This is a genomic window from Streptomyces minutiscleroticus, assembly GCF_014650875.1.
In the GTDB taxonomy this organism is placed as follows: domain Bacteria; phylum Actinomycetota; class Actinomycetes; order Streptomycetales; family Streptomycetaceae; genus Streptomyces; species Streptomyces minutiscleroticus.
In genome coordinates this window covers 147,595-172,138 of the sequence record NZ_BMVU01000011.1, presented here as the reverse complement: position 1 = coordinate 172,138, position 24,544 = coordinate 147,595, and the positions used below count along the sequence as shown (strand labels likewise).

At 72.7% G+C, this 24,544-nt stretch carries 22 protein-coding genes; 10 read left to right on the top strand and 12 right to left on the bottom strand.

The window, feature by feature from the left end:
• Nucleotides 1-207 precede the first annotated feature (207 nt).
• Together IE271_RS14755 and IE271_RS14750 are read left to right on the top strand one after the other, a co-directional pair.
• Entirely contained in the window at nt 208-1,098 is an 891-nt protein-coding gene (locus IE271_RS14755; RefSeq protein ID WP_190190730.1) for an NmrA family NAD(P)-binding protein, read from the top strand.
• Between the two features lie 105 nt (nt 1,099-1,203).
• Complete coding sequence (locus IE271_RS14750; RefSeq protein WP_158706645.1) at nt 1,204-1,356, top strand: hypothetical protein; 153 nt, start codon at nt 1,204-1,206, stop codon at nt 1,354-1,356.
• A 231-nt stretch (nt 1,357-1,587) separates the two neighbouring features.
• On the opposite strand, the gene IE271_RS14745 is transcribed toward IE271_RS14750, so the two are convergent.
• The 4 genes from IE271_RS14745 to IE271_RS14730 all read right to left on the bottom strand — a co-directional run bounded on the left by IE271_RS14745 (nt 1,588) and on the right by IE271_RS14730 (nt 6,160).
• On the bottom strand, nt 1,588-2,691 hold the full coding sequence (locus tag IE271_RS14745) for a hypothetical protein (protein ID WP_190190729.1): 1,104 nt from the start codon (nt 2,689-2,691) through the stop codon (nt 1,588-1,590).
• A 529-nt stretch (nt 2,692-3,220) separates the two neighbouring features.
• Entirely contained in the window at nt 3,221-3,490 is a 270-nt protein-coding gene (locus IE271_RS14740; RefSeq protein WP_190190728.1) for a hypothetical protein, read from the bottom strand.
• A 124-nt stretch (nt 3,491-3,614) separates the two neighbouring features.
• A complete protein-coding gene (locus IE271_RS14735) occupies nt 3,615-4,460 on the bottom strand; it encodes a DUF4232 domain-containing protein (RefSeq protein WP_229919333.1) in 846 nt (281 codons plus the stop codon).
• Nucleotides 4,461-4,570: 110 nt separating this feature from the next.
• Nucleotides 4,571-6,160 (bottom strand): serine/threonine-protein kinase, encoded by a 1,590-nt coding sequence (locus tag IE271_RS14730; RefSeq protein ID WP_190190727.1) that lies wholly within the window; start codon nt 6,158-6,160, stop codon nt 4,571-4,573.
• A gap of 79 nt (nt 6,161-6,239) precedes the next feature.
• Between IE271_RS14730 and IE271_RS14725 the strand changes: the two genes are divergently transcribed.
• Complete coding sequence (locus IE271_RS14725; protein WP_229919332.1) at nt 6,240-6,803, top strand: RNA polymerase sigma factor; 564 nt, start codon at nt 6,240-6,242, stop codon at nt 6,801-6,803.
• Between the two features lie 145 nt (nt 6,804-6,948).
• Here IE271_RS14725 and IE271_RS14720 read toward each other — a convergent pair whose 3' ends face one another.
• Nucleotides 6,949-8,130 (bottom strand): PP2C family protein-serine/threonine phosphatase, encoded by a 1,182-nt coding sequence (locus IE271_RS14720; protein ID WP_190190725.1) that lies wholly within the window; start codon nt 8,128-8,130, stop codon nt 6,949-6,951.
• 361 nt (nt 8,131-8,491) lie between these two features.
• Here IE271_RS14720 and IE271_RS14715 point away from each other — a divergent pair, with 361 nt between their 5' ends.
• Nucleotides 8,492-9,367, top strand: coding sequence for a DUF72 domain-containing protein (locus IE271_RS14715; RefSeq protein WP_190190724.1), 876 nt, complete (start codon nt 8,492-8,494; stop codon nt 9,365-9,367).
• Nucleotides 9,368-9,426: 59 nt separating this feature from the next.
• Here IE271_RS14715 and IE271_RS14710 read toward each other — a convergent pair whose 3' ends face one another.
• The 5 genes from IE271_RS14710 to IE271_RS14690 form a co-directional block, all read right to left on the bottom strand.
• Complete coding sequence (locus IE271_RS14710) at nt 9,427-10,221, bottom strand: SDR family NAD(P)-dependent oxidoreductase (RefSeq protein WP_190190723.1); 795 nt, start codon at nt 10,219-10,221, stop codon at nt 9,427-9,429.
• A gap of 112 nt (nt 10,222-10,333) precedes the next feature.
• Nucleotides 10,334-10,825 carry a DUF1360 domain-containing protein gene (locus tag IE271_RS14705; protein WP_190190722.1) on the bottom strand — a complete coding sequence of 164 codons (492 nt, stop codon included), beginning with the start codon at nt 10,823-10,825 and terminating at the stop codon, nt 10,334-10,336.
• Nucleotides 10,826-10,993: 168 nt separating this feature from the next.
• The gene (locus tag IE271_RS14700; RefSeq protein WP_190190721.1) at nt 10,994-11,374 is read right to left on the bottom strand and encodes a hypothetical protein; all 381 of its coding nucleotides are present in this window, start codon (nt 11,372-11,374) and stop codon (nt 10,994-10,996) included.
• Entirely contained in the window at nt 11,371-13,095 is a 1,725-nt protein-coding gene (ctaD, locus tag IE271_RS14695; RefSeq protein WP_190190720.1) for an aa3-type cytochrome oxidase subunit I, read from the bottom strand. Before ctaD ends, IE271_RS14700 begins: the two co-directional genes overlap by 4 nt.
• Nucleotides 13,096-13,747: 652 nt before the next feature.
• Nucleotides 13,748-14,323: a hemerythrin domain-containing protein gene (locus tag IE271_RS14690; RefSeq protein ID WP_190190719.1), complete on the bottom strand. Its 576-nt coding sequence runs from the start codon at nt 14,321-14,323 to the stop codon at nt 13,748-13,750.
• 293 nt (nt 14,324-14,616) lie between these two features.
• On the opposite strand from IE271_RS14690, the gene IE271_RS14685 reads away from it, so the two are divergent.
• Nucleotides 14,617-15,435, top strand: coding sequence for an SAM-dependent methyltransferase (locus IE271_RS14685; RefSeq protein WP_190190718.1), 819 nt, complete (start codon nt 14,617-14,619; stop codon nt 15,433-15,435).
• A 152-nt stretch (nt 15,436-15,587) separates the two neighbouring features.
• On the opposite strand, the gene IE271_RS14680 is transcribed toward IE271_RS14685, so the two are convergent.
• A complete protein-coding gene (locus tag IE271_RS14680) occupies nt 15,588-16,517 on the bottom strand; it encodes a helix-turn-helix domain-containing protein (protein WP_190190752.1) in 930 nt (309 codons plus the stop codon).
• 97 nt (nt 16,518-16,614) lie between these two features.
• Nucleotides 16,615-16,836: a DUF397 domain-containing protein gene (locus tag IE271_RS14675; RefSeq protein WP_190190751.1), complete on the bottom strand. Its 222-nt coding sequence runs from the start codon at nt 16,834-16,836 to the stop codon at nt 16,615-16,617.
• 418 nt (nt 16,837-17,254) lie between these two features.
• Here IE271_RS14675 and IE271_RS14670 point away from each other — a divergent pair, with 418 nt between their 5' ends.
• The 5 genes from IE271_RS14670 to IE271_RS14650 all read left to right on the top strand — a co-directional run bounded on the left by IE271_RS14670 (nt 17,255) and on the right by IE271_RS14650 (nt 24,515).
• Nucleotides 17,255-17,719 (top strand): hypothetical protein, encoded by a 465-nt coding sequence (locus IE271_RS14670; protein WP_190190717.1) that lies wholly within the window; start codon nt 17,255-17,257, stop codon nt 17,717-17,719.
• 297 nt (nt 17,720-18,016) lie between these two features.
• Nucleotides 18,017-18,649, top strand: coding sequence for a nucleotidyltransferase family protein (locus IE271_RS14665; protein ID WP_229919340.1), 633 nt, complete (start codon nt 18,017-18,019; stop codon nt 18,647-18,649).
• Nucleotides 18,646-18,960, top strand: coding sequence for a BON domain-containing protein (locus tag IE271_RS14660; protein WP_190190715.1), 315 nt, complete (start codon nt 18,646-18,648; stop codon nt 18,958-18,960). The genes IE271_RS14665 and IE271_RS14660 overlap by 4 nt, the downstream gene beginning before the upstream one ends.
• Nucleotides 18,957-19,730, top strand: coding sequence for a metallophosphoesterase family protein (locus tag IE271_RS14655; protein ID WP_190190714.1), 774 nt, complete (start codon nt 18,957-18,959; stop codon nt 19,728-19,730). The genes IE271_RS14660 and IE271_RS14655 overlap by 4 nt, the downstream gene beginning before the upstream one ends.
• 510 nt (nt 19,731-20,240) lie before the next feature.
• The gene (locus IE271_RS14650) at nt 20,241-24,515 is read left to right on the top strand and encodes a HAMP domain-containing hybrid sensor histidine kinase/response regulator (protein WP_190190713.1); all 4,275 of its coding nucleotides are present in this window, start codon (nt 20,241-20,243) and stop codon (nt 24,513-24,515) included.
• Nucleotides 24,516-24,544: the final 29 nt, after the last annotated feature.

The following is a 24,544-nucleotide window of genomic DNA, read 5'->3' as shown; positions in this document are numbered from 1 at the left end:
CCTGCCCGAGATCGCGAGGAACCTCGACGCCGACGACCAGCGCGACTTCGAGCGCGTGGCCACCGCCATCGTGGACACCTCGGACCTCTCTTCGCCCACCTCGAACCAGCCCGTCACACCGTGAGGTCCCGCCGCATCCGCACCTTGACGACGTTCACGCCGTGAACTAATTTCGTTCACGGCATGAACTAGTGAGGGGTGGCAGCGGTGAGCACACGGACGACCGGCACGATCGCGGTCTTCGGCGCGACGGGGCAACAGGGCGGGGCGGTGGTCGACGCGCTGCTGGACCACAAGGCACGGGTGCGGGCCTTGGTCCGCGACCCGCAGTCCGACCGGGCTCAGGCGCTGGCCGCCCGCGGCGTCGAGCTGGCGGCCATCCGGGCCGACGACCCGGCGTCGCTGGCCGCCGCGCTGGCGACGGTCGAGGGGTTCTACTTCATGACCCCGGAGGCGAACAGCCTCGAAGAGGTCGAGGCGGAGATCCGCATCGGTACCGCGCTCGTCGACGCGGCGGTCGAGGCGGGCGTCCCGCACGTCGTGTTCAACTCGGTCTTCGGAGCGGACCGGGAGTCGGGTGTGCCGCACCACGACTCGAAGCACGCGATCGAGGAGCACCTGAGGAAGTCCGGCCTCAGGGCCACGATGGTCCGCGCGACCGCCTTCATGGAGAACTTCGCGAGCGTGATGGCACCGAGCCTGGAGCAGGGGGAGATCGTGCTGAGGCTGCCGCTGCCGGAGGACGTCGCCCTGAAGATGATCTCGGTCAGGGACATCGGCCGGGTCGCCGCCGCGCTCCTGCTCGGCACCGCAAAGGCGCCCGGCGGAGCCGTCGAGCTCGTCGGCGACGAGCTGACGGGCCCCCAGATCGCCGCGGCGTTCGGCGCGCGCGCCGGGCTCCCGGCACGGTACGAGGTCCTCCCGTTGAGCGTGCTTCCCACCGACCTCGACAAGGCGATGTTCCGCGAGTTCGCGAAGGCGGCGGAACACCCTTCGGACCTCGCGGTGGTGCGCTCGATCGAGCCGGCCACCCTGGACCTGGCCGAGTGGATCCGAGCTACCGGCTGGACCGCGCCCACAAACGTCGCTGGTTCCTGAGCCTCCGGCCGCGATGAACGCCCCGCGATCGTGCCCACGGTCTCGGCGCTCCGGGCACGGCGACGCATCCGCCAACGGTTGACGTAGTCACGGAGCTCCCGGGGCGTGCCCGAGGCCGACACCGGCACACTGGTTGTCGAAAGGCCGCCGGTCGACGGCGAGGTGGAGATCCACGTCCAGGAGGCCCCGGGCCGCCGGCCAGAAGACCTCACCGACTACGCCCGCGAGGCCGCCGCGCCGGCGTCCGGACCCGTATAACGGATGGCCGGAACAGGCTTGACCGTGCTGGACGGAGCCGCCACGCTGCTCGCCCTGGAACGACCGGCGCTCCGGGAGGCTCTACGCACCAGGCTGCCCTCCGCACCAGCGAAGTCGTCCAGGCAATGGGGACGCATGGCTTTGTTCGAGGGAATGAACAGCGGTTGTCCACCACTTCGGGAGGCACTGCTGTCCGGCGCTGTTCGATCGGTACTGGAACCTGTCACTCCGCTAGAGGAGGCCGGTGTGCATGTGCTGCGTGAGGTTGTCGTGGATCTTGCGTAGCCATGGGGTGCGGACGGCCGGCAGTCGAGCGAGGGTGTGCTGGAAGACTCCCCGGTCGACCCGGAACACGTCATGGACGTTCGGCGTGGGCGGGTCGTCGCGAAGGACGCCGTCGGGTACTGGCCCCGATGCGGGGGCGGGCAGTTGCGGCTCGGGGAGGACGAGCCGGAGCCACACGCCGAACGGCAACGGCACCAGGGGCGCAGAAGCGGCCGGGGCGGCCGGGGTCCATGTCTTCCCGGTCTGCGGGTGGGACGGCACGAGGAGGATGTCGGCGCCGTCGTGGGCCGGCTGTCCTGGTCCGGCCAGGACGGCGCGCCGCCTCGGCCCGCCGGCCGGCAGCAGGGTGTCGAGGGCGCGTTGGAACATCTTGGCGGTCAGGCCGTCCGGCACGGCTACCGCCCGGCCGTTGGAGGCCACCAGGAGGTGGGCGAGCGCCTGCCCGGCTGCCGCCACCCACTGCGGGCTCCAGTGCCATCGGTCGCCCGCCCGAAACGGCTCTCCCCAGGGGGCGATCGGCTCGGACGGGGGCACGCCATCCCCTTCCGTGAGCAGGTCCGCCCAGGACAGCGGTCCGGCGTCGGCGCCTTCGACGGGAAGGCGGCGCACGGCGTCCGGGGCGAGCCACACGGCCTGCCAGAGCGAGCAGTCGTCGATCCTGCTCGCCACGGGAAGACCGCACGCCGCGCAGGCCATGTTGGGGCCGTCGCCCCCGTCGAAGCCGCAGCAGGCGCCGCCGCGCTTCTCCGGGATCAGCACGGCGCCACGGGTGTCTCCCGGTGCGATGACAACCGCGCCGGACACGCCGTCGGACAGGGCGTGGACCGGCGCGTGGATGCCGCGGGCAGCCGCTTCGTCCGGGTCGATCTCCTCCCACCTTCGCCACGGCGGCCCCCAGGGCTCCAGCTCCACGGCGAACGTCCCCGATTCCATGAGCACCGGAAGCTGAAGCCCGTTCCCGTACTTCTGGCGAGCGTGGGCCGGCAGGGCGACCTGGGACAACGGGGCGGTCAGCTCGAAGCCACACCGCACACACACGAAAACGAACAAACGTCCTCCGCTCGGGAACAGGGACATCGTCGCAGCTCCGTGGCAGACCGGCGACGTGTTTTCCATTCACTGTGGGGCCGAAGCACAGCCAGGCCACCAGGGGCCTCGCCACCGCCTCTGGCCAACTATCGCTGAAGGTCACAGCCCGCCATGGCGCCGTGGCGACGGACGGGGCGGGTACCGGGCGGTCCGAGGCGGAGTACACGCGGCACCTGGCCGGGGAACGCGCGCGGTACGCCTGGGTCACGCGCGCCCGCGGCGGCATGGCGGCGCGGCGGACCGACCAGGAGGCCGCGCGGAACCGACCATCCGTACGAGCCGCCCGGCACGCCGTGGCGCGGGCCGGTCCTCCACGACGAGGCGTGGCACCGGGCGATGCCCGCCCCGGAGGGCGGCCACCACCGGGTACGCCTGGATACGCCGTCCTGATCTCGCCGATCCACCGGCGGCGTACGGCGAACTCCCCCGAACCGGATCGGCCGGCCGACGCGCCGGCTCACCACCGGCACCCGACGCACCGGCCACCGGCTCAGGGGATGTCCTCCCGCCAGTCGAAGCGGCGGGTGTCTCCCGGCCTCGGACCGTAGACCGCGCGGCCGCCGTGGCCGTAGCGCCCTATCTCCGTGGGCAGGGCGGCCGGCTCCGCGAGCCGGGCGCCGTCCCAGCCGGTGACGTCCAGGAGCAGGCCGTCCAGCGGTCCGCCGACCAGCTCCACGTAGACGCGTCCCGGCCGCGGCCCCGGATCGGGGTCGTCGTGGTCGGCCCCGTACACCCGCCCCCGCATGATCTGCTCGTCCATGACCGCAGGATCGCAGCCGCCACTGACAACCGGCCCGTCCGCGGCGGCCCGCCGGGCGGACGCCGTGCGGCTCCCGTCGGCTCCCCGGCCTCCTCGCGGCGGCCCTCGGGCCCTCGCCGCCGGCTCAGGCGCCGGAGCCCGCCGAGAACCTGCCCACGCGCGGTCCCGCGATCTCGTCGTCCTTCGGGACCGCGCCGCCCTCCCACTTCACGGTGAGGTGGTCCCGCTCGTCCGGCGGCGTGATCAGGACGCTCGCCGGGGTCACCCGCTCCGCCCCGGACGTGTCCGGGTTGGTGAACGACAGGGGCGCCCAGGCGCTCTCGCCCGGCGCCAGCTTCACGGCCCCCTCGGCGCTGCCGTCGGCGCGCTCCGGGTCGACGGAGACCTGCCTGCCCGCTCCGTCGACGAACGCCAGTCCCGGGTAGCCGTCGACCGTGCAGGTGCGGCCGGAGGTGTTGGTGAGCACCAGCGGGAAGTTCTTCTGGCCCGCGCCCGGGTCGTTGCCGCCCACCGAGGCCTTCAGCTCGCCGGTGTGGCACCGGGTCCCCTGCGCCTGCCCCGTACCGTCGCCGTCCTGGGCGGGCTTCGAGGCGTCGTCCTTCGGTTCGCCGCCCGTCGGCGCGCCGGACGGGCCCGAGGACTTCGAGGCGTCGCCGGAGCCGGCCGACGGCGTGGCGCTGCCGTCCCCGGCGGACGGGCTCGTGGCGGCCGTCCCCTCGCCGACCGGCGAGGAGTCGCCGCGGACCTTCTGCGGGCCGTCCCCGCCGCCGCACCCCGCGAGCAGCATCGCGCCCGCGAGGACGGCGGCCGGGGCCGCGAGCGCGAGCCGGCGCCGGTCGCGCGCACGGCGCCCGCAGACCCCGCCCCGCCGCTCCCCCGGGCCGTTCCCTCCGGCGCCGTCGCCGTGACCGCGGCCGTGACCGCGGTCCTCGAAGTCCTCGTCGCGGCCCTCGCCGTTCGCCGTCAGCATGTGCGCCACCGGTCCTTCCCCATACGTCTCGTGTCGTCTCCCGCTTCCTTCAACGAGGTTCGACGGCGAACCGGACGGAAAAGTTCACCGCGATGCGGCCACGTCGGCCGTCACGCCGTCGCCCGCACGCTGCGCAGGATGCGCGCGATCCGCCGGGCCCCGTCCTCATCGTCGCAGCGGATCTGCAGGAAGACGGGCGCCGAGCCCTCGGACACGGGTGTGAGGGCGACCTCCTTGAGCACGCGGTCCCGGGCACCGCAGGATCCCCACGTGTGCACGGTGCCGCGCCAGGCGCCGTCCCGGTAGTCGCTGGTCCCTTCGTCCTCGCAGGTCGGGTGCCTCCTCTTCGTCACCTTCCCCGTCAGCGCCGTGACATGGTCGTCGTCCGCGCCCACCTGTCCGGCGAACACCCCGTCGACGTCCGCCTCCAGGTCGGACCAGTCGGCGACCGAGCCGGCCACGGTCAGCGCGGGGCGCCTGCCGTCGTCGAGGCCCACGGCCTCGGGCGACCAGCCGGAGCCGGCCAGTTGCCCCGCCCAGGCACTCGGCACCTCCAGGCTGAGCCGGCCCGTCGCGTCGGTCACGCGTTCGACACCGGAGTCCGTACCGGGGTTCCCCGAGGTCGTCGTCCACACGGTCCCGGCCGCCACCGCCCCCAGGACCAGGACGGCCGCACCGACCAGCAGCCCTTTGGACCGCCGGGTGCGCGTAGGAGCGGTCCCGGCCCGCCCGGGTTCCCCGGACGCGGCCCGCGGCGCCGGGCCGGGAGGCGCCACGGCATCGGGGACCGGCTCCGCGGCCGCGGCCACAGCCGCGGCTCCGGCCTCGCCCCCGGCCCCGTCCTCGGCCCCGGCTCCGATCCCGGCCGCGGTCGCAGGCGCTTCCGCCCGTCCCCCCGCGCCGACGGCCGGCTCCCGCAGCCGCTCCAGCTCCTCCGCGAACGCCGCCGCGCTCGGCCAGCGCCTGTCCCGGTCGGGCTCCATGGCGCGCAGCACGGCGTCGCGGACGGGCGCCGGCACCCCGGGCCGCAGCTCGTCGACGGGCAGCACCTTGCCGGGCGGGCCCGGAACGGTCCCGGTGAGCAGGTGGTGGAGGACCGCGCCGAGGCCGTAGACGTCGGCGCGCGCGTCCAGTCCGTCCGCGGGCGGCTGCGCCTGCTCGGGCGCCATGTAGCCGCTGCTGCCCGCCACCACGGTGAACCCGGAGGCCTGCGCCAGGTCCTTGGCGAGCCCGAGGTCGCCGATCAGGACGCGTTCACGGCCGTGCGGGCGCCCGGAGAGCAGGACGTTCGACGGCTTGACGTCGCGGTGCAGGATGCCCGCGGCGTGCAGGGCGGCCACCCCGCGCGCTGCCCGGGCGGTCAGCCGCAGCGCCTCGTCCACGCCGGCCTCGCCCGCGGTCAGCAGGTCCTCCAGGGTGCCGCGGTCCGCGTACTCCATGACGAAGTACGGCCGCCCGTCGGGCAGGTCGCCGATGTCGAAGACCTGGACCACACCTTCGGAGTGCGCCCTGCGGAGCAGCCTCGCCTCCTCCACGAAGCGCTCCCGGACGTCCAGGCGGCAGGCCCAGTTGTCCGCCATCACCTTGATCGCGACATCGGCGTGCAGCCGCTCGTCGCGGGCCAGCCACACCACCGCGAACGCGCCGGCGCCGAGCCGTCGCACCACGCGGTACCGGCCTGTCTCCTCGGGTACGGGCATGTGTTTATCATGCCTGGATGATCCTCAGGCTCCTCCATCCGGCCCGTACGGTCCCCGTCCCGTCGGCGGCGACGGCGCCGTGACCTCCTCCCCCGGCCCCGACACCGAGGCCCTCGCCGCCCGCGCCTCGGCCGGCGACGCGGAGGCGCTCGACGCGCTGCTGCGGGCGATCGGCCCCGAGGTGCTGCGCCGCTGCGCACGCTTCCTCCACCACCGCGAGGACGCGGAGGAGGCGGCCCAGGACACCCTGGTGCAGGTGGCCCGGAACATCCACCGGTTCGAGGGGCGCAGCAAGTTCAGCACGTGGCTCCACACCGTGGTCGCCAACTGCTCGCGCCAGAAGTACCGCGAGCTCAAACGGCGTTCCGCCGAGACGCCGCTGACCACCGCGGAGGCCACCCGGCCCGACCCGCGCACGACCAGCGTCATCGCCGGGTCGCGCATCGATCTGCTGGAGGCCCTGGACCGGCTGGAGAGCGAGGCGCCGCACCTGGTGCCCGCGCTGGTCTACCGCGACATCTGCGCGCTGGACTACGCGGAGATCGCCGAGCGGATGAGCCTGCCGGTCGGCACGGTGAAGTCCCGGCTGCACCGGGCCCGCTCCCAGGTCAGGCCGTGGCTGGCGGAATCGGACCAGGGATGACGCACCGGACGGCCCCACCCTCGTAAGGGAACCGCCCCTCTCCGTAAGGGAACTGCCCTTCCTCGCAGGGGGGCTGCCTTCCCTGCAGCGGAATCACCCTTCTCCGCAGGGGCGCCCCTTTCCCGCGGGAGGCCGTCCCCGCTCCTCACCGGCGCGCCGGGCGCCACTCGAACATCAGGATCGTCGCGTCGTCCCGCAGCCGCGCGCTCTGCGTGTCGAGGACCGAGTGGATGAGGCGCCGCAGGGTCTCCGGCGCCAGCTCGCCGGAGGCCGTGGCGCGGATGAGGGAGTCGGCGAAGCGTTCGAGCCCGAGCAGGCCGCCGTCCTTCGTCCGCGCCTCGGTGATCCCGTCGGTGTACATCAGCACCCGGTCCCCGGGCTCCAGCGCGATCTCGTGCACCCGGCGCGGCCGTGACACGAGCAGGGAGGGCAGCCCCAGCGGCGGGTCCGCCTCCCGCTCCAGGGCGCCGGGGACGATCCGCTCGTCGCGGATGAGGAGCGGCGCGGGGTGGCCGCAGTTGCCCCACCGCAGCAGGCCGCCGACCAGGTCGAGCTGGGCGAGGACCGCCGTGCAGAACTGGTCCGGCAGCCACCGGCCCAGCACGTCGTCGACGCACTCCATGAGCTCCTGCAGGTCCGCCCCGGTGCGCCGGGCGTTGCGGCAGGCCGCGAGGGACACCGCCGTCGTCATGCCGGAGGCCAGGTCGTGCCCCATCGCGTCGAAGATGGAGGTGTGCAGGACCGACTCGCCGAGGGAGTGGTCGAAGGCGTCTCCCCCTATGTCGTACGCGGGTTCCAGCACGGCCGTCGAGACCACGTGCTCGGTGCCGATCGTGCGCGGCGGCAGGAAGGCGCGCAGCATCTCCGAGGACAGGCTCATGCGCCCGGTCCGGGTCCGCCGGACGAAGGAGTCCTTGTACGTCCGCCTCGACGTGATCATCATGGCGAGCAGTCCGGCGAGGGCCCTGGCGCGCCGCAGGGACGACGCGTCGAGGGAGGTCACGTGGACGGCGAGGACGCCGAGCCGTTCCGCGCCGTCCACCAGCGGCAGCCAGGCCGTCAGCCCGCCCGTCTCGTACTCCTCGACGCGCAGCGACTGGGTGCGGTACGTCCAGCCGGCCAGGCTGTCGTCGATGGGCAGGTCCTGGGCCACGTCGGTCAGCGGCACCAGCTGCCGCTGCTGGATGTCGGCCAGGTACACCACGGACTTCTGCAGCCCCAGGGCCTCGGAACAACGCGCCACGGCGGTGGTGAGGTCCAGTGCGGCGGTGCCCGGATCGGCGAGGAAGAACTCCAGGGCACTGTCCGCGCGGTCGGCTGCCGCCACCTCGTCTCCCCTCGTCGGACGGTGGGTCGCGGTTCGGTGTGTCGATCGACGGTCCCCAGTCTCACACCGTCGCGCCCGGCCCGCCCGGCGAGCGCGCCCCCGGGGCCGCGTACGTCTTCGCCGTCACGGTGACCGACGAGGCCCCGGTGGCCCCGGCGGGGGACCGGACGGGAAGACCCGGTCGGCCGGGCGGGGCGGCGCCCTGGATCCGCACGGTCCCGTACCACCGTTCGGGTCCCGTACCGCCCTCCGGGTCCCGTACCACCGTCCGGCTCCGCGTCGTCCGGGTCCCGCCGACGCGGGCCGGGTTCCGCGCGCCCGTCCAGGTGTCGACGCGCGCTGCCGGGCTACCGGACAGGGCATGGGCACTGTTCTGATCGGCACCTGTTCGTGGACGGACCCGGCCCTGGTGTCCAGCGGCTGGTACCCGCGGGGGCACCGGGACGCCGAGGGCCGTCTGCGGTACTACGCGGGGCGGTTCGGCGTGGTGGAGGTCGACTCGACGTACTACGGGCTCCCGCGCGAGCGGAACAGCACGCTGTGGGCCGAGCGCACGCCGGACGGCTTCCGGTTCGACGTCAAGGCGTTCTCGCTGCTCACCGGCCATCCCACGCGGGCGGTCGCGCTCCCGGCCGACCTGCGGTCCGCGCACGCCCGCGACGCCGGCGCCCCCGAGCTCCTCGACGAGGTGTGGCGGCGCTTCGCCGGGGCCCTCGGGCCTCTGCGGGACGCCGGGCGGCTGGGCACGCTGCTGTTCCAGTACCCGCCGTGGTTCGCCCCCGGCGGCCGGTCCGAGGAGGCCCTGGAGGAGTGCGCGCGGCGTACGGCGGGCTGGCCGGCCGCGGTGGAGTTCCGCCACCCCGGCTGGTGGCGGGCGGAGCAGCGGGAGGCGACCGTCCGGCTGCTGGCCCGGCTCGGCCTGAGCGCGGTGGCCGTGGACGTGTCGCAGTCGGTGCCCGGCGCGATCCCGCCGGTCGACGAGGTGACCGCGCCCCGGCTCGCGGTGGTGCGCTTCCACGGCCGCAGCGCGTCCTGGGGCGCGGGGAGCAAGGAGGACAAGTTCCGGCACGACTACACCGCCGGCGAGCTCGCCGAGTGGCTGCCCCGGCTGCGCTCCATGGCCGGCCGCGCCGACGAGCTGCACGTACTGTTCAACAACTGCTGCGGTGACGCCGCCGTCCGGGCGGCCGAAACGATGGCCGGCCTGTTCTCCGGGGCGGCGCACCCCTCCCCGTAGTGCGTGCGCGGTCCGGCGGGCGGGCCGCCGGACCGCGCACGGAACGCCGTCGGGCGCCGTCAGGGCAGGATCGAGTCGACGTACCCGCCGTCCACGCGCACCGCTCCCCCGGTCGTGGCCGACGCCTGGTCCGAGCTGAGGTACACGCAGAGGTTGGCGATCTCCTCCGGCTCGATCAGGCGCTGCAGCAGGGACTGCGGGCGGTGCTCCCGCATGAAGGCGCGCTGCGCCTCCTCCCAGGGCAGGTCGCGGTCGACCAGCTGGTACACGAAGTCCTCCACGCCGGCGGTGTGGGTCGGTCCGGCGATCACCGAGTTCACCGTGACGCCCGTACCGGCCGCCTCCTTGGCGAAGCCGCGGCCCACCGCGAGCAGCGCGGTCTTGGACATCCCGTAGTGGATCATCTCGGCCGGGATGACGACGGCCGAGTCGCTGGCGACGTACTGCACGCGGCCCCAGCCGCGCTCCTTCATCCCGGGCAGGTACGCGCGCGTCAGGCGCACCGCCGTCAGGACGTTGACCTCGAAGTAGCGCCGCCACTCGGCGTCGGTGATCTCCAGCGCGGGCTTGGCCCCGAAGATGCCGAGGTTGTTGACGAGGATGTCCACCTCGGGGAGCGCCCGGAGCACGCGCTCCGTGCCCTCGTCGGTGGACAGGTCCGCGGCCACGGCCGCGAAGGATCCGTCGGGCACCTGCGCCTTCAGCTCCGCCACGCTCCGTTCGAGGCGCTCCGCGTCCCGGCCGTTCACGCCCACGTGGGCGCCCGCGCGGGCGAGGCCCGCGGCGATGGCCGCGCCGATCCCCTGGGAGGAGCCGGTCACCAGGGCGGTCCGGCCGCCGAGGTCCAGTTTCATCGTGTCCTTCCCCTGTTCCGTTTCCCTGTTGCGTTGCGTGCGGCGCGCGGCCGGCCCGTCCCGGCGCCCCGCCGGCGGGCCCGCGCGCCTCGTCCCCCGACGCGTGGCCGCGTCAGCCCTCGACGCGTTGCTGCGTCCAGGTCCACGCGTAGTGCAGCCAGTCCGAGAGCGTCATGGCGGTCAGCCCGGAGGCGACCAGCCGCGTCGCCCGCGGCGCGAAGGCGTACCCGGCGGTCAGCGAGCCGGCCATCCAGGCGGAGACGCAGAACGGGCAGGCCACCAGGTCGCCGACGGCCAGCCGCAGGCCCTCGCCGCGGGGCTCGTCCGACACCTCCCCCGCGGTGGTGTCCTCCTCCCGCCGGGTGAACGGCGCCCGGACGAAGCTGGTGATCTTGTCCTTGGCCAGCAGGCGGGACAGCTTGTACGTCGAGACGCCGAGGAGCAGGACGTCCCACGGCGGGACGCGGTCGGGCAGCGCCTTCTTGCGGGCGCGCAGGGCCACCGCGGCGAGTCCGGCGGCGGCGGCGAACGTCGTCGCCAGTGCGGCGTAGCCGCCCAGCGGCACGTCCCCGTCGGGGTTGTAGTCGTCCGTCGACTCACTCATGGCCACCTCCAGGAAAGGGTTCTTCCGGCACACGGAGTGCCCCGTTCGGTGCGAGTGAAAAGCGGAGCGGGATCATCGCCGGCGGGACACGGGACGGTGCGGGACCACCGCCGGCGGACACGGGAGGACGCGGGCGGTCCGCCCGCGTCCTCCCGTGTCCGCCGGGCCTCATCCGCCCGCGTACCACCAGGCCCAGGTCGTGAGGCAGGCGCTCCACAGGACGGCGGCGCACACGGCCAGCGCGGCGAGCCGCATGACCCTCTCTCGCAGCAGGTCGTAGCGGGCCTGGTACTCGCCGCGCAGTTCGTCGGCGCGGGCCGCGATCCTGCGCAGCGTCTGCCGCGTCACCAGCATCCGCTGCTCGGCGTAGTGCCGGGCCACCTCCTCGTGCTGGCCCGTGGTCAGCCACGGCATGCGACGGGCGAACTCCTCGCCCTCCCGGCGCGCCGTGTCCCACTCGGCCTGCACCAGCAGATAGCCCTCGACCTGGTTGACGGCGGCCGCCGCCGCGTCCGGCGGCAGCCCCGGCACGTCGTCCTCGCGGGTCATGGCCGGTTCGTGCCGGGTCCGTCGCCCGCGTGGCCCTCGGCGTCGATGACGTCGCGGCGCCCGGTGTGCTCCTTCTGGTCCAGGGAGGCGACCTGCGGGTGGTGCAGGTCGAAGGCCGGGGAGTCGGAGCGGACGCGCGGCAGCGTCACGAAGTTGTGCCGCGGCGGCGGGCAGGAGGTGGCCCATTCGAGGGAGCGTCCGAAGCCCCAGGGGTCGTCCACCTCGACCTTCCTGCCGTACTTGGCGGTCTTCCAGATGTTGTAGAGGAACGGCAGGGTCGACGCGCCCAGCAGGAACGAGCCGATCGTCGAGATGGTGTTGAGGGGCGTGAAGCCGTCGGCCGCCAGGTAGTCGGCGTAGCGGCGCGGCATGCCGTTGGCGCCGAGCCAGTGCTGCACGAGGAAGGTCAGGTGGAAGCCGACGAACAGGGTCCAGAAGTGGAGCTTGCCGAGGCGCTCGTCGAGCATCGTGCCGGTCAGCTTCGGCCACCAGTAGTAGAACCCGGCGAACGTCGCGAAGACCACGGTGCCGAAGACGACGTAGTGGAAGTGCGCCACGACGAAGTACGAGTCGGTGACGTGGAAGTCCATCGGGGGCGAGCCGAGGATGACGCCGGTCAGGCCGCCGAACAGGAACGTCACCAGGAAGCCGAGGGCCCACAGCATCGGCGTCTCGAAACTGAGCGACCCCTTCCACATGGTGCCGATCCAGTTGAAGAACTTCACACCGGTGGGCACGGCGATCAGGAACGTCATGAAGGAGAAGAACGGCAGCATCGCGCCTTGGGTGGCGAACATGTGGTGCGCCCACACCGTCACCGACAGGCCGGTGATGGCGATGGTGGCACCGACCAGGCCCATGTAACCGAAGATCGGCTTGCGGGAGAAGACCGGCAGGATCTCCGTGATGATGCCGAAGAACGGCAGCGCGATGATGTAGACCTCCGGGTGCCCGAAGAACCAGAACAGGTGCTGCCACAGCAGGGGCCCGCCGTTCGCCGCGTCGTAGACCTGCGCGCCGAAGCGGCGGTCGGCCTCCAGGGCGAACAGCGCGGCCGCCAGCACGGGGAACGCCAGCAGGACCAGGACCGACGTCAGCAGGATGTTCCAGGTGAAGATCGGCATCCGGAACATCGTCATGCCGGGGGCGCGCATGCACAGGATCGTGGTGATGAAGTTGACCGCGCCCAGGATGGTGCCGAAGCCGGACAGCGCCAGACCCATGATCCACAGGTCACCGCCGACGTAGGGGGTGCGCTCGGCGCTGCTGAGCGGCGTGTAGGACGTCCAGCCGAAGTCGGCGGTGCCCTGCGGGGTCAGCAGGCTCGCCAGGACGATGAGCCCGCCGAACAGGAACAGCCAGTACGACAGCATGTTCAGGCGCGGGAAGGCGACGTCGGGGGCGCCGATCTGCAGGGGCATGATCGCGTTGGCGAACCCGGCGAACGTGGGCGTGGCGAAGAACAGCAGCATCACCGTGCCGTGCAGCGTGAACGCCTGGTTGTACTGCTCGGTCGACAGGATCTGCAGCCCCGGCCGCGCCAGCTCGGCCCGGACGAACAGCGCCAGCACCCCGCCGATCAGGAAGAAGGCGAAGGACGAGATCAGGTACAGGTGCCCGATCTTCTTGTGGTCGGTGGTGGTCAGCCAGGAGACGGCCACCCGTCCTTTGCTCGGCCCCTCCATCTGCACCGGGGTGACCGGCTCCGTCACTGATGCCATTACGGTCCATTTCTCCAGATCGTGAGGTAGTTCACATGTTTCCCTCAGCATCCAAGATGTCGCAATCGATGCACTTCGTACGTGAACGCCACGCCGCCCCCAGGGGGCGCGCGGGCGCATGCGCCGCACGGGGCACAGAAGCACGCGCGTCGACGGCCTTCTAGCCGCCCCCGAGCCATAGCCCGAGGTCCACCGCGTGCCCGTGCGCGGTCCGGCCGGCGCGCACGCCCCCCCGGCGGCCGGCACGAGCGAGGAGCGGCCGGCGCTGACGGGCCGGCCGGCGCCAGTGGGCCAGCCGGCGTAGTCGGACCGGCTGGAGGCGGCCGTGTCGACCGGTCACGGACCGGCCGACACGGGCGGCCCAACCGGCGCAGACGAAGCGGCAGCCGCGGACGGACCGGCCGGGCGCGAACGGACCGGCCGCCCCGGCGAACCGACCGGCACGGGCGGCCCAGCCGCCGCAGGCGCACCGTCAGCCGCGGACGGTCCGGTCGCGCCCGGCGAACCGCGGGGCCTGCGCGAACGACGAGCGGTCGGCACGGACGGACCGGTCCGCGCAGGTGGGCCGGCCGGTGGGCGATGTCTCCCGCGTACGGCCGGGGCCGCGCCGCGCGGGTGCGCGACGCGGCCCCGGATCCGGGCGTGCCGCCTGTCAGGTGCGGCTCAGCATGTCCCTGGCCCGGTCGACCATCGACGCGAACGGCCCGGTCAGCGCCTGGACCATCGGCTTGCCGGCCGCCACGGGGTGCGGGTGGGTCGGCGCCAGGGTCTCGACGGCCCGCAGGCGGTCGCCCATCTTCTGGAGCTGCTCCTCCGTGCGCCCCGCGCGCAGGGCGGGGAACTCCTCGCGCTCCTCGTGCTCGGCGTGCTCGAGCACGGCCCGCTCGAACTCCGCGAACCGCGCGTCGAACTCGACGCTGTGCACGTCCATCTTCTCCAGCCGCGCGAGCACCTTGTTCGCCTCGGCCTCCTCCTCGTTGCGCGCGTCGGCCTGCGCCTTGCCCGCGGTGTCCTTCGTGACGGGGCGGACGACGACCTCCTCGGCCGTCTCGTGGACCGCCAGGAGCGCCCGCAGTTCGTCGAACGCCTTCTGCTTGCGCTCCCCCTGAGCCGTCTTCACGTCCCCGAACAGCTCCTTGATCCTCGCGTGCTGTCCGAGCAGGATCGCCACGACGTCGCCCTCCGGCAGCCGCGCCGCCTGGTCGCGGTCTTTCTGCGCGTCACCCATCGGTACCTCACTAGTCGGAGATGTCCTTCGCCCCTGAGTGACCCCGAACGCCGCCCGGAAACGCCGCGAAGCAGCCGTTGTGCGGGCCCTGCGCGCTCCGTTCCGGACACCCGTGCGCCCCCACCCGGGAACGGAACCCGATCAGCCCGGCCACCTGCGCATATGCCGAATGGCCAAGCACCCGTTCTCCACACGGCCGTTCCCGCTGAACCCTGGTTGCGGGGCGTTCGCATTCCCTAAGATGAGACGCCTGCCGCGCCGGTCGGAGGCGCGGCTCGGGCCAGGGGGAGTTGATGGCGCACACACAGCACGAACCGTCCACGACGATCGACGCGAACGTGCCGACGGCGGCACGTATGTACGACTACTACTTGGGCGGCAAGGACAACTACGCGGCGGACCGCGAGGCCTGCGCCGCGCTGGACAAGGAAGTGCCCAGCACGCGCGCGCTGGCGCTGAACAACCGCCGCTTCCTGCAGCGGGTGGTCAGAACGCTCGCGCAGGACTACGGCATCCGGCAGTTCATCGACCACGGATCGGGCCTGCCCACGCAGGACAACGTGCACCAGGTCGCCCAGCGCGTCGACCCGGAGTCGCGCGTGGTCTACATCGACAACGACCCGATGGTGCTGGTGCACGGCCGCGCCCTGCTGGACCAGAACGACCGCACGGCCGTCATCCAGGCGGACATGCGGGACACGGAGGGGATCTTCTCCCACCCCGACACCCGGCGGCTGATCGACTTCTCGCAGCCGGTGGCCGCGCTGTTCGTGTCGGTGATGCACTGCCTGCCCGACGGACCGGACGGGCCGCCAGCCCTGGCGCGCCGGGTGGCCGAACGGCTGGCGCCGGGCAGCTTCATGGTGATGTGCCAGCTCGTCAGCGAGGACGCCCACGTACGGGACTTCGTCACGGAGTTCATGGACCGCAGCACCGGCGGCCACTGGGGCCGAGTGCGCCAGGAGAAGGACGTCGCGGCCCTGTTCGACGGGCTGGAGATCCTGGAGCCGGGACTCGTCGAGGTGTCGACCTGGCGCCCGGACTCGGAGGTGGCGCCCAGGCAGCTCACGCAGGAGTGGATCGAGTTCGGCGGTGTGGGCCGCCTCCCGTAGGGGCCGCTCCCGCGCCGTGCCCTCCCCCGGGCACCTCCCGAAGGATCGTCACGGCACGGCCCCGCCCCGCGGGTCCGTGCCCCCGCAAGCGACCGCGCCTCGTACAGGACCGTGCCGTGTTCGAAACCGTGGGTCCGTACGGGACCGCGCCCTCAGCCCGTCGTGACCGGCGGGTATCTCGTCTCCATGGTCTCCCGCAGCAGCTCCAGCGTGGCGCGCGGGTCCAGGGCGTCGTCGGCCAGGCGGTCCAGGACGAGCCGGTACTCCTCCGTCTCGTCGCGGTCCTCGATGAAGTTGGCGCTCTTGATGTGCTCCAGGTAGACGACGTCCGGAAGCTCCCGGCCGCCGAAGCGCAGGTACGTCACGGGGATCGCGGGCGCCGAGGCGTCGGTGACGTCGAGCGGCACGACCTGCACCGTGATGTGCGGGTGCTGCGCCATCTCGATCAGATGCCCCAGCTGCTCGCGCATCACCTCGCGGCTGCCCAGCACCCGCAGCAGGACCGACTCGTCGATGAGCGCCCACAGCTGCGGGGCGTCGGCGCGCCGCAGCATCTCCTGGCGCCGCATCCGCAGTTCGACCCGGCGCCGCACCTCGCCGGACGGGGCCGCGGGCAGACCGCGCCGCACGACGGCCTCGGTGTAGGCGGGGGTCTGCAGCAGCCCGGGCACGTACTGGATCTCGAAGGTGCGGATGTAGCTCGCGGCCTCCTGCAGGCCGACGAAGCGGTCGAGCCACTCCGGCATCAGCCGGCCGTCGTACCGCTGCCACCAGCCCGGTTCGCCCGCCCGGCGCAGCAGTTGCAGCAGGACCGACGTCTCGTACTCGCCGACCCCGTACAGCTCCAGCAGCCCGCGTACGTCCTTCTCGGACGGAGGCCGCCGCCCCTTGCCCGACTCGATGCGCGACAGCTTCGCGGCACTGAACCTGATGGCGCGGGCGGCCTGGTCCTGGGAGAGGCCCGCGTCCGCCCTCATGCCCGCCAACTGCACCCCGACCAGCATCTTCAACAGGGTCGGGGCGGGCTCGCTGCGGTTCAGGTACGGCTCGAGACCGGCGGTACGACGCGGATCTGCTCCCATGACGGTCTCCAGCTCTCCGGCAGACAACAAGACCGTATTCTTTCATCTCACAAGCCGTCATGTACCGGCTACGCACGGGGAGATCCCGTCGGGCGGTTCACATCAGGTGGTCGAACTCCCCGTCCTTGGCGCCCGCGAGGAACGCGCCGACCTCCGCGCGCGTGTACACCAGGGCGGGGCCCTCCGGATCGCGCGAGTTGCGCACGGCCACGCTCCCGTCGGCGAGGGCGGCCACCTCGACACAGTTTCCCTCGGCATTGCTGTGGCGGCTCTTGATCCACCGGACGTCCAGCGAACCGGCCGGGACGCCGTTCTTCATCTGCGGCACGACACCATCCTTCTCACATTTCGAACCAGGCCCTCGAATCGCCCGGTTCACCCCTGGTTCCACCGAGTTGACGGGCCGTCGGCCGTCAACTTGCCTCCGTGCAATTTCCCCTGCAATTGCACGGAACATGCTGACGCCGTGGATAATAGCGGCGGCGGAAAGCGAAAGCGGCCGCACCGCGGCCCGATCTCTACGGGGGCTGGTCATGCCGCCATCGGCAGGAGGGAACGACAGCCCGAACAGGACCGTCGTCGCACCGGCGGACCGCGCGGCCCACGGGCCCCGTGCGGCCGGACCGGGGGCGTTACCCGCCGGGCGGCGGGAGGCCGCCGGGGCCGCCGCCCCGGGTCAGGGCGGAAGCGACGGCGGGACCGCGCACGGCACGACGTGGGTGAGCGAGGTGGGCAGGATGCTGAAGGCGATCAGACGGGTTCCGTGGAACGAGCTGGAGGACTCCACCGGTCCCGCCGCCGCCACGATCCCGGGCCTGCTGAACCTCGTCGCCTGGGGGGACAGCGCGACCGCGGAGTCCGCCCTGGAGGACCTGCGCGACCGGGTCTGCCAGTACGGCTCCTTCGTCCACCAGGCGACGGCCCCCGTGGTGCCGTTCCTCTTCGAACTCGCCCGGGGTCCGCAGGTCACCTGCCGCCCCAAGGTGCTGGGACTGCTCAAGGACATCGGCCAGGCCCGGCAGTGGGAGACCGCGGCGTCCACCCTGGTGAGGTCCCGCGGCTGCGCGGAGCACGCGCGCTGGGAGCGCGAGGCCCGTACCGCGGTCCGCGCCGGCCTGAGCATCGCCCGGCACCTGGAGAACGAGCCCGACGCCGCCGTCTCCGAGGCCGCCTCCGAACTGACCCGCGCGCTCACCGCCTGACACCGGCCGCCCTCCCGGCGCCGTGCCTCCGCCCGGCGCCGCGCCGCCCCGTCCCCGATCCCTCGCCGGCGTCCGCCGCGCTCCGTCGGCGGACCGTGTGACCTGCCCCGACGTCCATTGGTGTCGATCGGCGCCCGCATCCGGACCCGGAACCGTGTCGAAAGGGGCGAGTGGGGTACCGGTGCTGGCAAGGCAGGGACCGCCGCCGGCGGTCGACGGCGACGATCGGGAAACGGAGCAGTAGTGACGCAAAGCGCGGATGACGCGGCTCTCGAGGAACGCGGCGCGGTGCCCGGACTGCACCTGGCGGCCCGCGTGGCCGAGGCGGGGTGCGCGCACGACGTACACGACCACGATCTGCCACCGGACCGCAACCAGGCCATCCTGGAGGCGGCCAAACAGGTCGGCTCGCTGCTGAAGAGACAGGGCCACCCGTTCGCCCTGGCCGGCAGCGTCGCCGTCTACGCGCACGGCGGGCCGCGCAACCTCCAGCACGACGCCGACTTCTGCATCCGGCCCGAGGACGCCGACCTGGTCGCGGCCACGCTCACCGAGGCCGGCCTGCAGGTCTTCACCCCGCCCGAGGACTGGCTGCTGAAGGCCAAGTGTCTCGGGCAGGACATCGACCTGATCTTCGAGCTCGCCCACCAGCCGGTCACGGCGGAGCTGCTGGAGCGGGCCGAGGAGCTGTCCGTGGACTCCGTCCACATGCCCGTCCTGACCGCCACCGACCTGATGCACAGCCTGCTCGCCGCCTTCTCCGAGCACCACTGCGACTTCGGGGCCGTCCTGCCCATCGCGCGGACCCTGCGCGAGAAGGTCGACTGGGAGCGGGTGCGGCGCAGCTGCGGGGACGCGCCCATGCCGGACGCCTTCCTCTACCTGCTGGAGCGGCTTCAGGTCATCGCACCCCGAAGGGAAGACCCATGAACGAGCATCCGGGCGGCCACGCGAGCGGCGACGGAACCGCCGCCGGTACGCGGACCGCGGCGTCGCCCCCGAACATCGAGTACCGCATCGCCCATCTGAAGGAGCGGCTCGCCACGGAGCTGGTGGGCGAGCTCGGTATCCGTGTCGAGGCGCGGGGCGGCTCGGTGGTCGTCTCGGGCACCGTGCCCTCGGTGCACTGCCGCGACGAGATCGAGCGCATCGCGCAGGAGGAACTGGACGGAGTGGCGGTCCACGCCGACATCGTGGTGGCCGAGGCCGCCGCCCCCGACCACCCGGAGGAACTGGCATGATCCGTGTCGCAGCCGTCGGTGACATCCATATGGGAGCCGACAGTGAGGGCGTGCTCAGGCCCGCCCTGGAGACCCTTCCCGACTGCGCGGACCTGTTGCTCCTCGCCGGCGACCTGACACGTCTCGGTACGCCCGAGGAGGCCCGGGTGGTCGCCCGGGAGATGTCGGGGCTCGCCGTTCCGGTCATCGCGGTGCTCGGCAACCACGACCACCAGGACGACAGGCCGGAGGAGGTCACGGCCGTCCTCCGCGACGCCGGGGTGCGGGTGCTGGAGGGCGGGAGCACGGTCGTGGACGTGGACGGCACGCGGGTGGGCGTCGCCGGGACCAAGGGCTTCGGCGGAGGGTTCGCCGGGCGCTGCGGCACCGAGTTCGGCGAGCACATGATGAAGGAGTTCGTCCGCTACACCCGCCGCTGCGCGGACGGGCTGCGCACCGGCCTGGAGGAGCTGAAGGAGCAGGGCTGCGCGGCGCGGATCGCGCTCACCCACTTCTCCCCCGTCCCCGACACCCTCGCGGGCGAGCCCCTGGAGATCTATCCCTTCCTCGGCAGCTACCTGCTCGCCGAGGCCATCGACACGGCCGGGGCCGACCTGGCCGTCCACGGCCACGCGCACGCCGGTACCGAACACGGTATGACCAGTGGCGGAGTCCGCGTACGCAATGTGGCGCAGCCGGTCATCCGGCGGGCGTTCAACGTGTACCACCTGCACGGTGACCAGCAGGAGGCACGGCCCGCGGCGATGGCACACACCTCCGCCGCCGGATAGGCGGCGCGGAACGCGACGGCGGGGCGGGCGGAGACACTCCGCCCGCCCCGCGTGTGCGCGGGACGCGCGGGGCGGGACGCCGGGCCCGTTCCGACCGGAGGGAGCCGGGCCGGACGGACACATCCGGCCACTTCGTACGGCGGGGAACGCGGGGCGCCGACGTCACCGCGTCCGCCGGGCAGCGGGTGCTCGCGGGGTGCGCGCCCGCCCTTCTCTCGGCCGTACGGACGCCCGGAACCATCCGGCGAACAGAAGCTGACCGGCCATGCCCCCTTTTGGCTTTTTCATGCCTACCAAAAGCAGACTTTCTTTCGAAGCGAACACCTCTTCGCTCCCTGCGTCATCCTTTGTTGATCCGCCGGACAGTGGGTTAATCTGCCGCGTATTTCTCTTTCAGGCGGTCGGCTGCCTGCCGGGATTTCCACGGGCGTGTCAGGGGGACGGCCCCCCGTGACACGGCGCGGCCCACGCCTGGCGTGGGGTTTCCTGGGGATCGGGACGAGGGTGGGCATGAGCGGGACGACGGCCGAGGCCACTGGTCGTGTATCGGGTGACAAGGAGCTGCGCCAGCTGCTCGCCGGACTGACGGCGGTGCGGGACGGCGACTTCGGCACGCGGCTGCCGGACGACGGCGGCGGGCTCCTCGGCGAGATCGCCACCGTCTTCAACGGCATGGTGGACCAGCTGTCCGTCTTCACCTCCGAGGTCACGCGCGTGGCCCGCGAGGTGGGCACCGAGGGCACACTGGGCGGGCAGGCCGAGGTGCCCGGGGTGTCGGGCACCTGGGCCGACCTGACCGACTCCGTGAACGCCATGGCGGGCAACCTCACCACCCAGGTGCGCGACATCGCCCAGGTGGCGACGGCCGTGGCCAAGGGCGACCTGTCGCAGAAGATCGACGTGCCCGCGCGCGGCGAGATCCTGGAGCTGAAGGAGACCGTCAACACGATGGTCGACCAGCTCTCCGCCTTCGCCGACGAGGTCACCCGCGTCGCCCGCGAGGTCGGCAGCGAGGGCCGCCTCGGCGGCCAGGCACAGGTCCCCGGCGTCGGCGGCGTGTGGCGCGACCTGACCGACTCGGTGAACCTGATGGCGGGCAACCTCACCGCGCAGGTGCGCAACGTCGCCCAGGTGACGACGGCGGTCGCCAAGGGCGACCTCTCGCAGAAGATCACCGTGGACGCCCGCGGCGAGATCCTGGAGCTGAAGAACACCATCAACACGATGGTCGACCAGCTCTCCGCCTTCGCCGACGAGGTCACCCGCGTCGCCCGCGAGGTCGGCACCGACGGCCGGCTGGGCGGCCAGGCGGACGTGAAGGACGTCCGGGGCACCTGGCGCGACCTGACCGACTCCGTGAACTTCATGGCCGGCAACCTCACCGCGCAGGTGCGCTCGATCGCCCAGGTCGCCACCGCCGTGGCGCGCGGCGACCTGTCGCAGAAGATCACCGTGGACGCCCGCGGCGAGATCCTGGCGCTCAAGGACACCATCAACACGATGGTCGACCAGCTCTCCGCCTTCGCCGACGAGGTCACCCGCGTCGCCCGCGAGGTCGGTACGGCCGGCAACCTGGGCGGCCAGGCCACCGTACGGGGCGTCTCCGGCACCTGGAAGGACCTCACCGACAACGTCAACGTGATGGCCTCCAACCTGACCGGGCAGGTGCGCTCGATCGCCCAGGTCGCCACCGCCGTGGCGCGCGGCGACCTCTCGCAGAAGATCACGGTCGAGGCCAAGGGCGAGGTGGCGGCCCTCGCGGACGTCATCAACACGATGGTCGACACCCTGTCCGCGTTCGCCGACGAGGTCACCCGCGTCGCCCGCGAGGTCGGCACCGAGGGCCGGCTCGGCGGCCAGGCCCACGTGCCCAACGTGGCCGGCACGTGGAAGGACCTCACCGACAACGTCAACTCGATGGCCAACAACCTCACCGGCCAGGTCCGCAACATCGCGCTGGTGACGACGGCCGTGGCCAACGGCGACCTGTCGAAGAAGATCGACGTCGACGCCCGGGGCGAGATCCTCGAACTGAAGACGACCATCAACACGATGGTGGACCAGCTCTCCTCGTTCGCCGCCGAGGTCACCCGCGTCGCCCGCGAGGTCGGCAGCGAGGGCAGGCTCGGCGGCCAGGCCGAGGTGGAGGGCGTCTCCGGCACCTGGAAGCGCCTGACCGAGAACGTCAACGAGCTGGCCGGGAACCTGACCCGCCAGGTCCGCGCCATCGCCGAGGTGGCCAGCGCCGTCGCCGAGGGCGACCTGACCCGCTCCATCACCGTCGACGCCTCCGGCGAGGTCGCCGAGCTCAAGGACAACATCAACTCGATGGTCGGCTCGCTGCGCGAGACCACGCGGGCCAACCAGGAGCAGGACTGGCTCAAGACCAACCTGGCCCGGATCTCCGGCCTGATGCAGGGCCACCGCGACCTGGCGGTCGTCGCCGAGCTGATCATGGACGAGCTGACCCCGCTGGTCTCCGCCCAGTACGGCGCCTTCTACCTGGCGGAGGAGACCCGCCGGGGCACCGAGCTGCGGCTCATCGGCTCCTACGGCTACCCCGACGGCTCCGGGCGCCCGGAGCGCATCCCGCTGGGCCGCTCGCTGGTCGGCCAGGCCGCCCGCAACCGGCGCGCCATCACCGTCGACGACCTGCCGCCCGCGTACGTCACCATCTCCTCGGGGCTCGGCCAGGTCGCGCCGACCGCGCTGAAGGTGCTGCCCATCGTGGTGGACGAGCAGGTGCTCGGCGTCATCGAGCTGGCCTCGGTCACCCGCTTCACGCAGATCCACGAGGACTTCCTCGGCCAGCTGATGGAGACCATCGGCGTCAACGTCAACACCATCGTCGCCAACGCCCGTACCGACGAGCTCCTGGAGGAGTCGCAGCGCCTGACCGCCGAGCTGCAGGCCCGGTCGACGGAGCTGCAGGTGCAGCAGGAGGAGCTGCAGCGCTCCAACGCGGAGCTGGAGGAGAAGGCCACCCTGCTGGTCGCCCAGAACCGCGACATCGAGACCAAGAACCTGGAGATCGAGCAGGCGCGGCAGGAGCTGGAGGCGCGCGCCCAGCAGCTCTCCCTGGCCTCGAAGTACAAGTCCGAGTTCCTCGCGAACATGAGCCACGAGCTGCGCACCCCGCTCAACAGCCTGCTCATCCTGGCCCAGCTGCTCGCGCAGAACCCCTCGCACAACCTGACGCCCAAGCAGGTCGAGTACGCGGGCATCATCCACTCGGCCGGCTCGGACCTGCTGCAGCTGATCAACGACATCCTCGACCTGTCCAAGGTCGAGGCGGGCAAGATGGACATCACCCCCGAGCGGGTGGAGCTGCGCAAGCTGCTCGACTACGTCGAGGCCACCTTCCGCCCGATGACCACGCAGAAGAACCTCGACTTCACCGTGGACACCGCCCCGGGCGTGCCGGTGGACCTGCTCACCGACGACTCGCGGCTGCGGCAGGTGCTGCGCAACCTGCTGTCCAACGCGGTGAAGTTCACCGAGCGCGGCAGCGTGCAGCTGCGCATCGAGCCGGCCGTCGACTCCGAGATCCCGGCGGACGTCCACCGCGGCGGCGCCGTCGTGGCCTTCCGCGTCAAGGACACCGGCATCGGCATCCCCGAGCAGCAGCTGGAGACGATCTTCGGGGCGTTCCAGCAGGCGGACGGCACCACCAGCCGCAAGTACGGCGGCACGGGGCTCGGCCTGTCCATCACGCGGGAGATCGCCCACCTGCTCGGCGGTGCCGTCACCGTCGACAGCACGCCGGGCCGGGGCAGCACCTTCACGCTGTACCTGCCGGTGGCCCGGGCCGACTTCGAGGACCCGGCCACGGGGGTGACGACGATCGCCGGCTCCGTGGAGCCGAACGGCGGGGCGGACGAGACGCCCGCGCTGCCCGCTCCGGCGCCCGCGGCCGCGCAGCGCAGGCGGCGGCTGATGATCGTCGAGGAGCGCACCCGCGGGCTGCTCACCCTCGTCGCCGAGAGCACCGTCGCCAACCTGACGGCCGGCGGCAGCGGCTCCGGCGTCCCCCAGGACGCCGTCGACGTCATCACCGCCGTGGACGCCCAGGAGGCGGCGGAGGCCCTGGCCGCCCAGCCGTGCCACTGCGTGGTCCTCGACCTCGGCCTGCCGGACGAGGAGGTCAAGCGGTTCCTGGACGCCCTGGAGGGCGACCCGGCGCTGGCGTCCGTGCCGGTCCTGGTGCACAACGGCCGGCGCGTCGACGTCGAGCGGGACCCGGTGCTCGGCTCCCGCCCGGCGGCCCGCTCGATGGAGATCCTGTCCAGCCTGGACGAGCTGCGCGAGCGGATCGCCCTGCACCTGTCGGCCGAGGAGCCCGGGGACGTACTGCCCCTGGTGCGCCCGGAGAAGCCGCAGCCCGAGCCGTCGCTGGTGGTGGACGACTCCTTCTCCGGCCGTACGGTCCTGGTGGTCGACGACGACGCCCGCAACCTCTTCGCGCTCAGCGGCATCCTGGAGCTGCACGGCTTCCGGATCCTGCACGCGGAGAACGGCCGGAAGGGCGTGGACACCCTCCTCGCCCACCCGGAGATCTCGCTGGTCCTGATGGACGTGATGATGCCGGAGATGGACGGCTACGCGGCCACGGCGGAGATCCGCCAGGACCCGCGGTACGCCGATCTGCCGATCATCGCCGTCACCGCCAAGGCGATGCCCGGCGACCGGGAGAAGAGCCTGCTCTCCGGAGCGAGCGACTACGTCACCAAGCCGGTCGACGCCAACGACCTCATCGCCTGCGTACGGCGCTGGCTGACCGTGTGAGGCGGGCCCGCGCCCGGGGACCCGCGCCC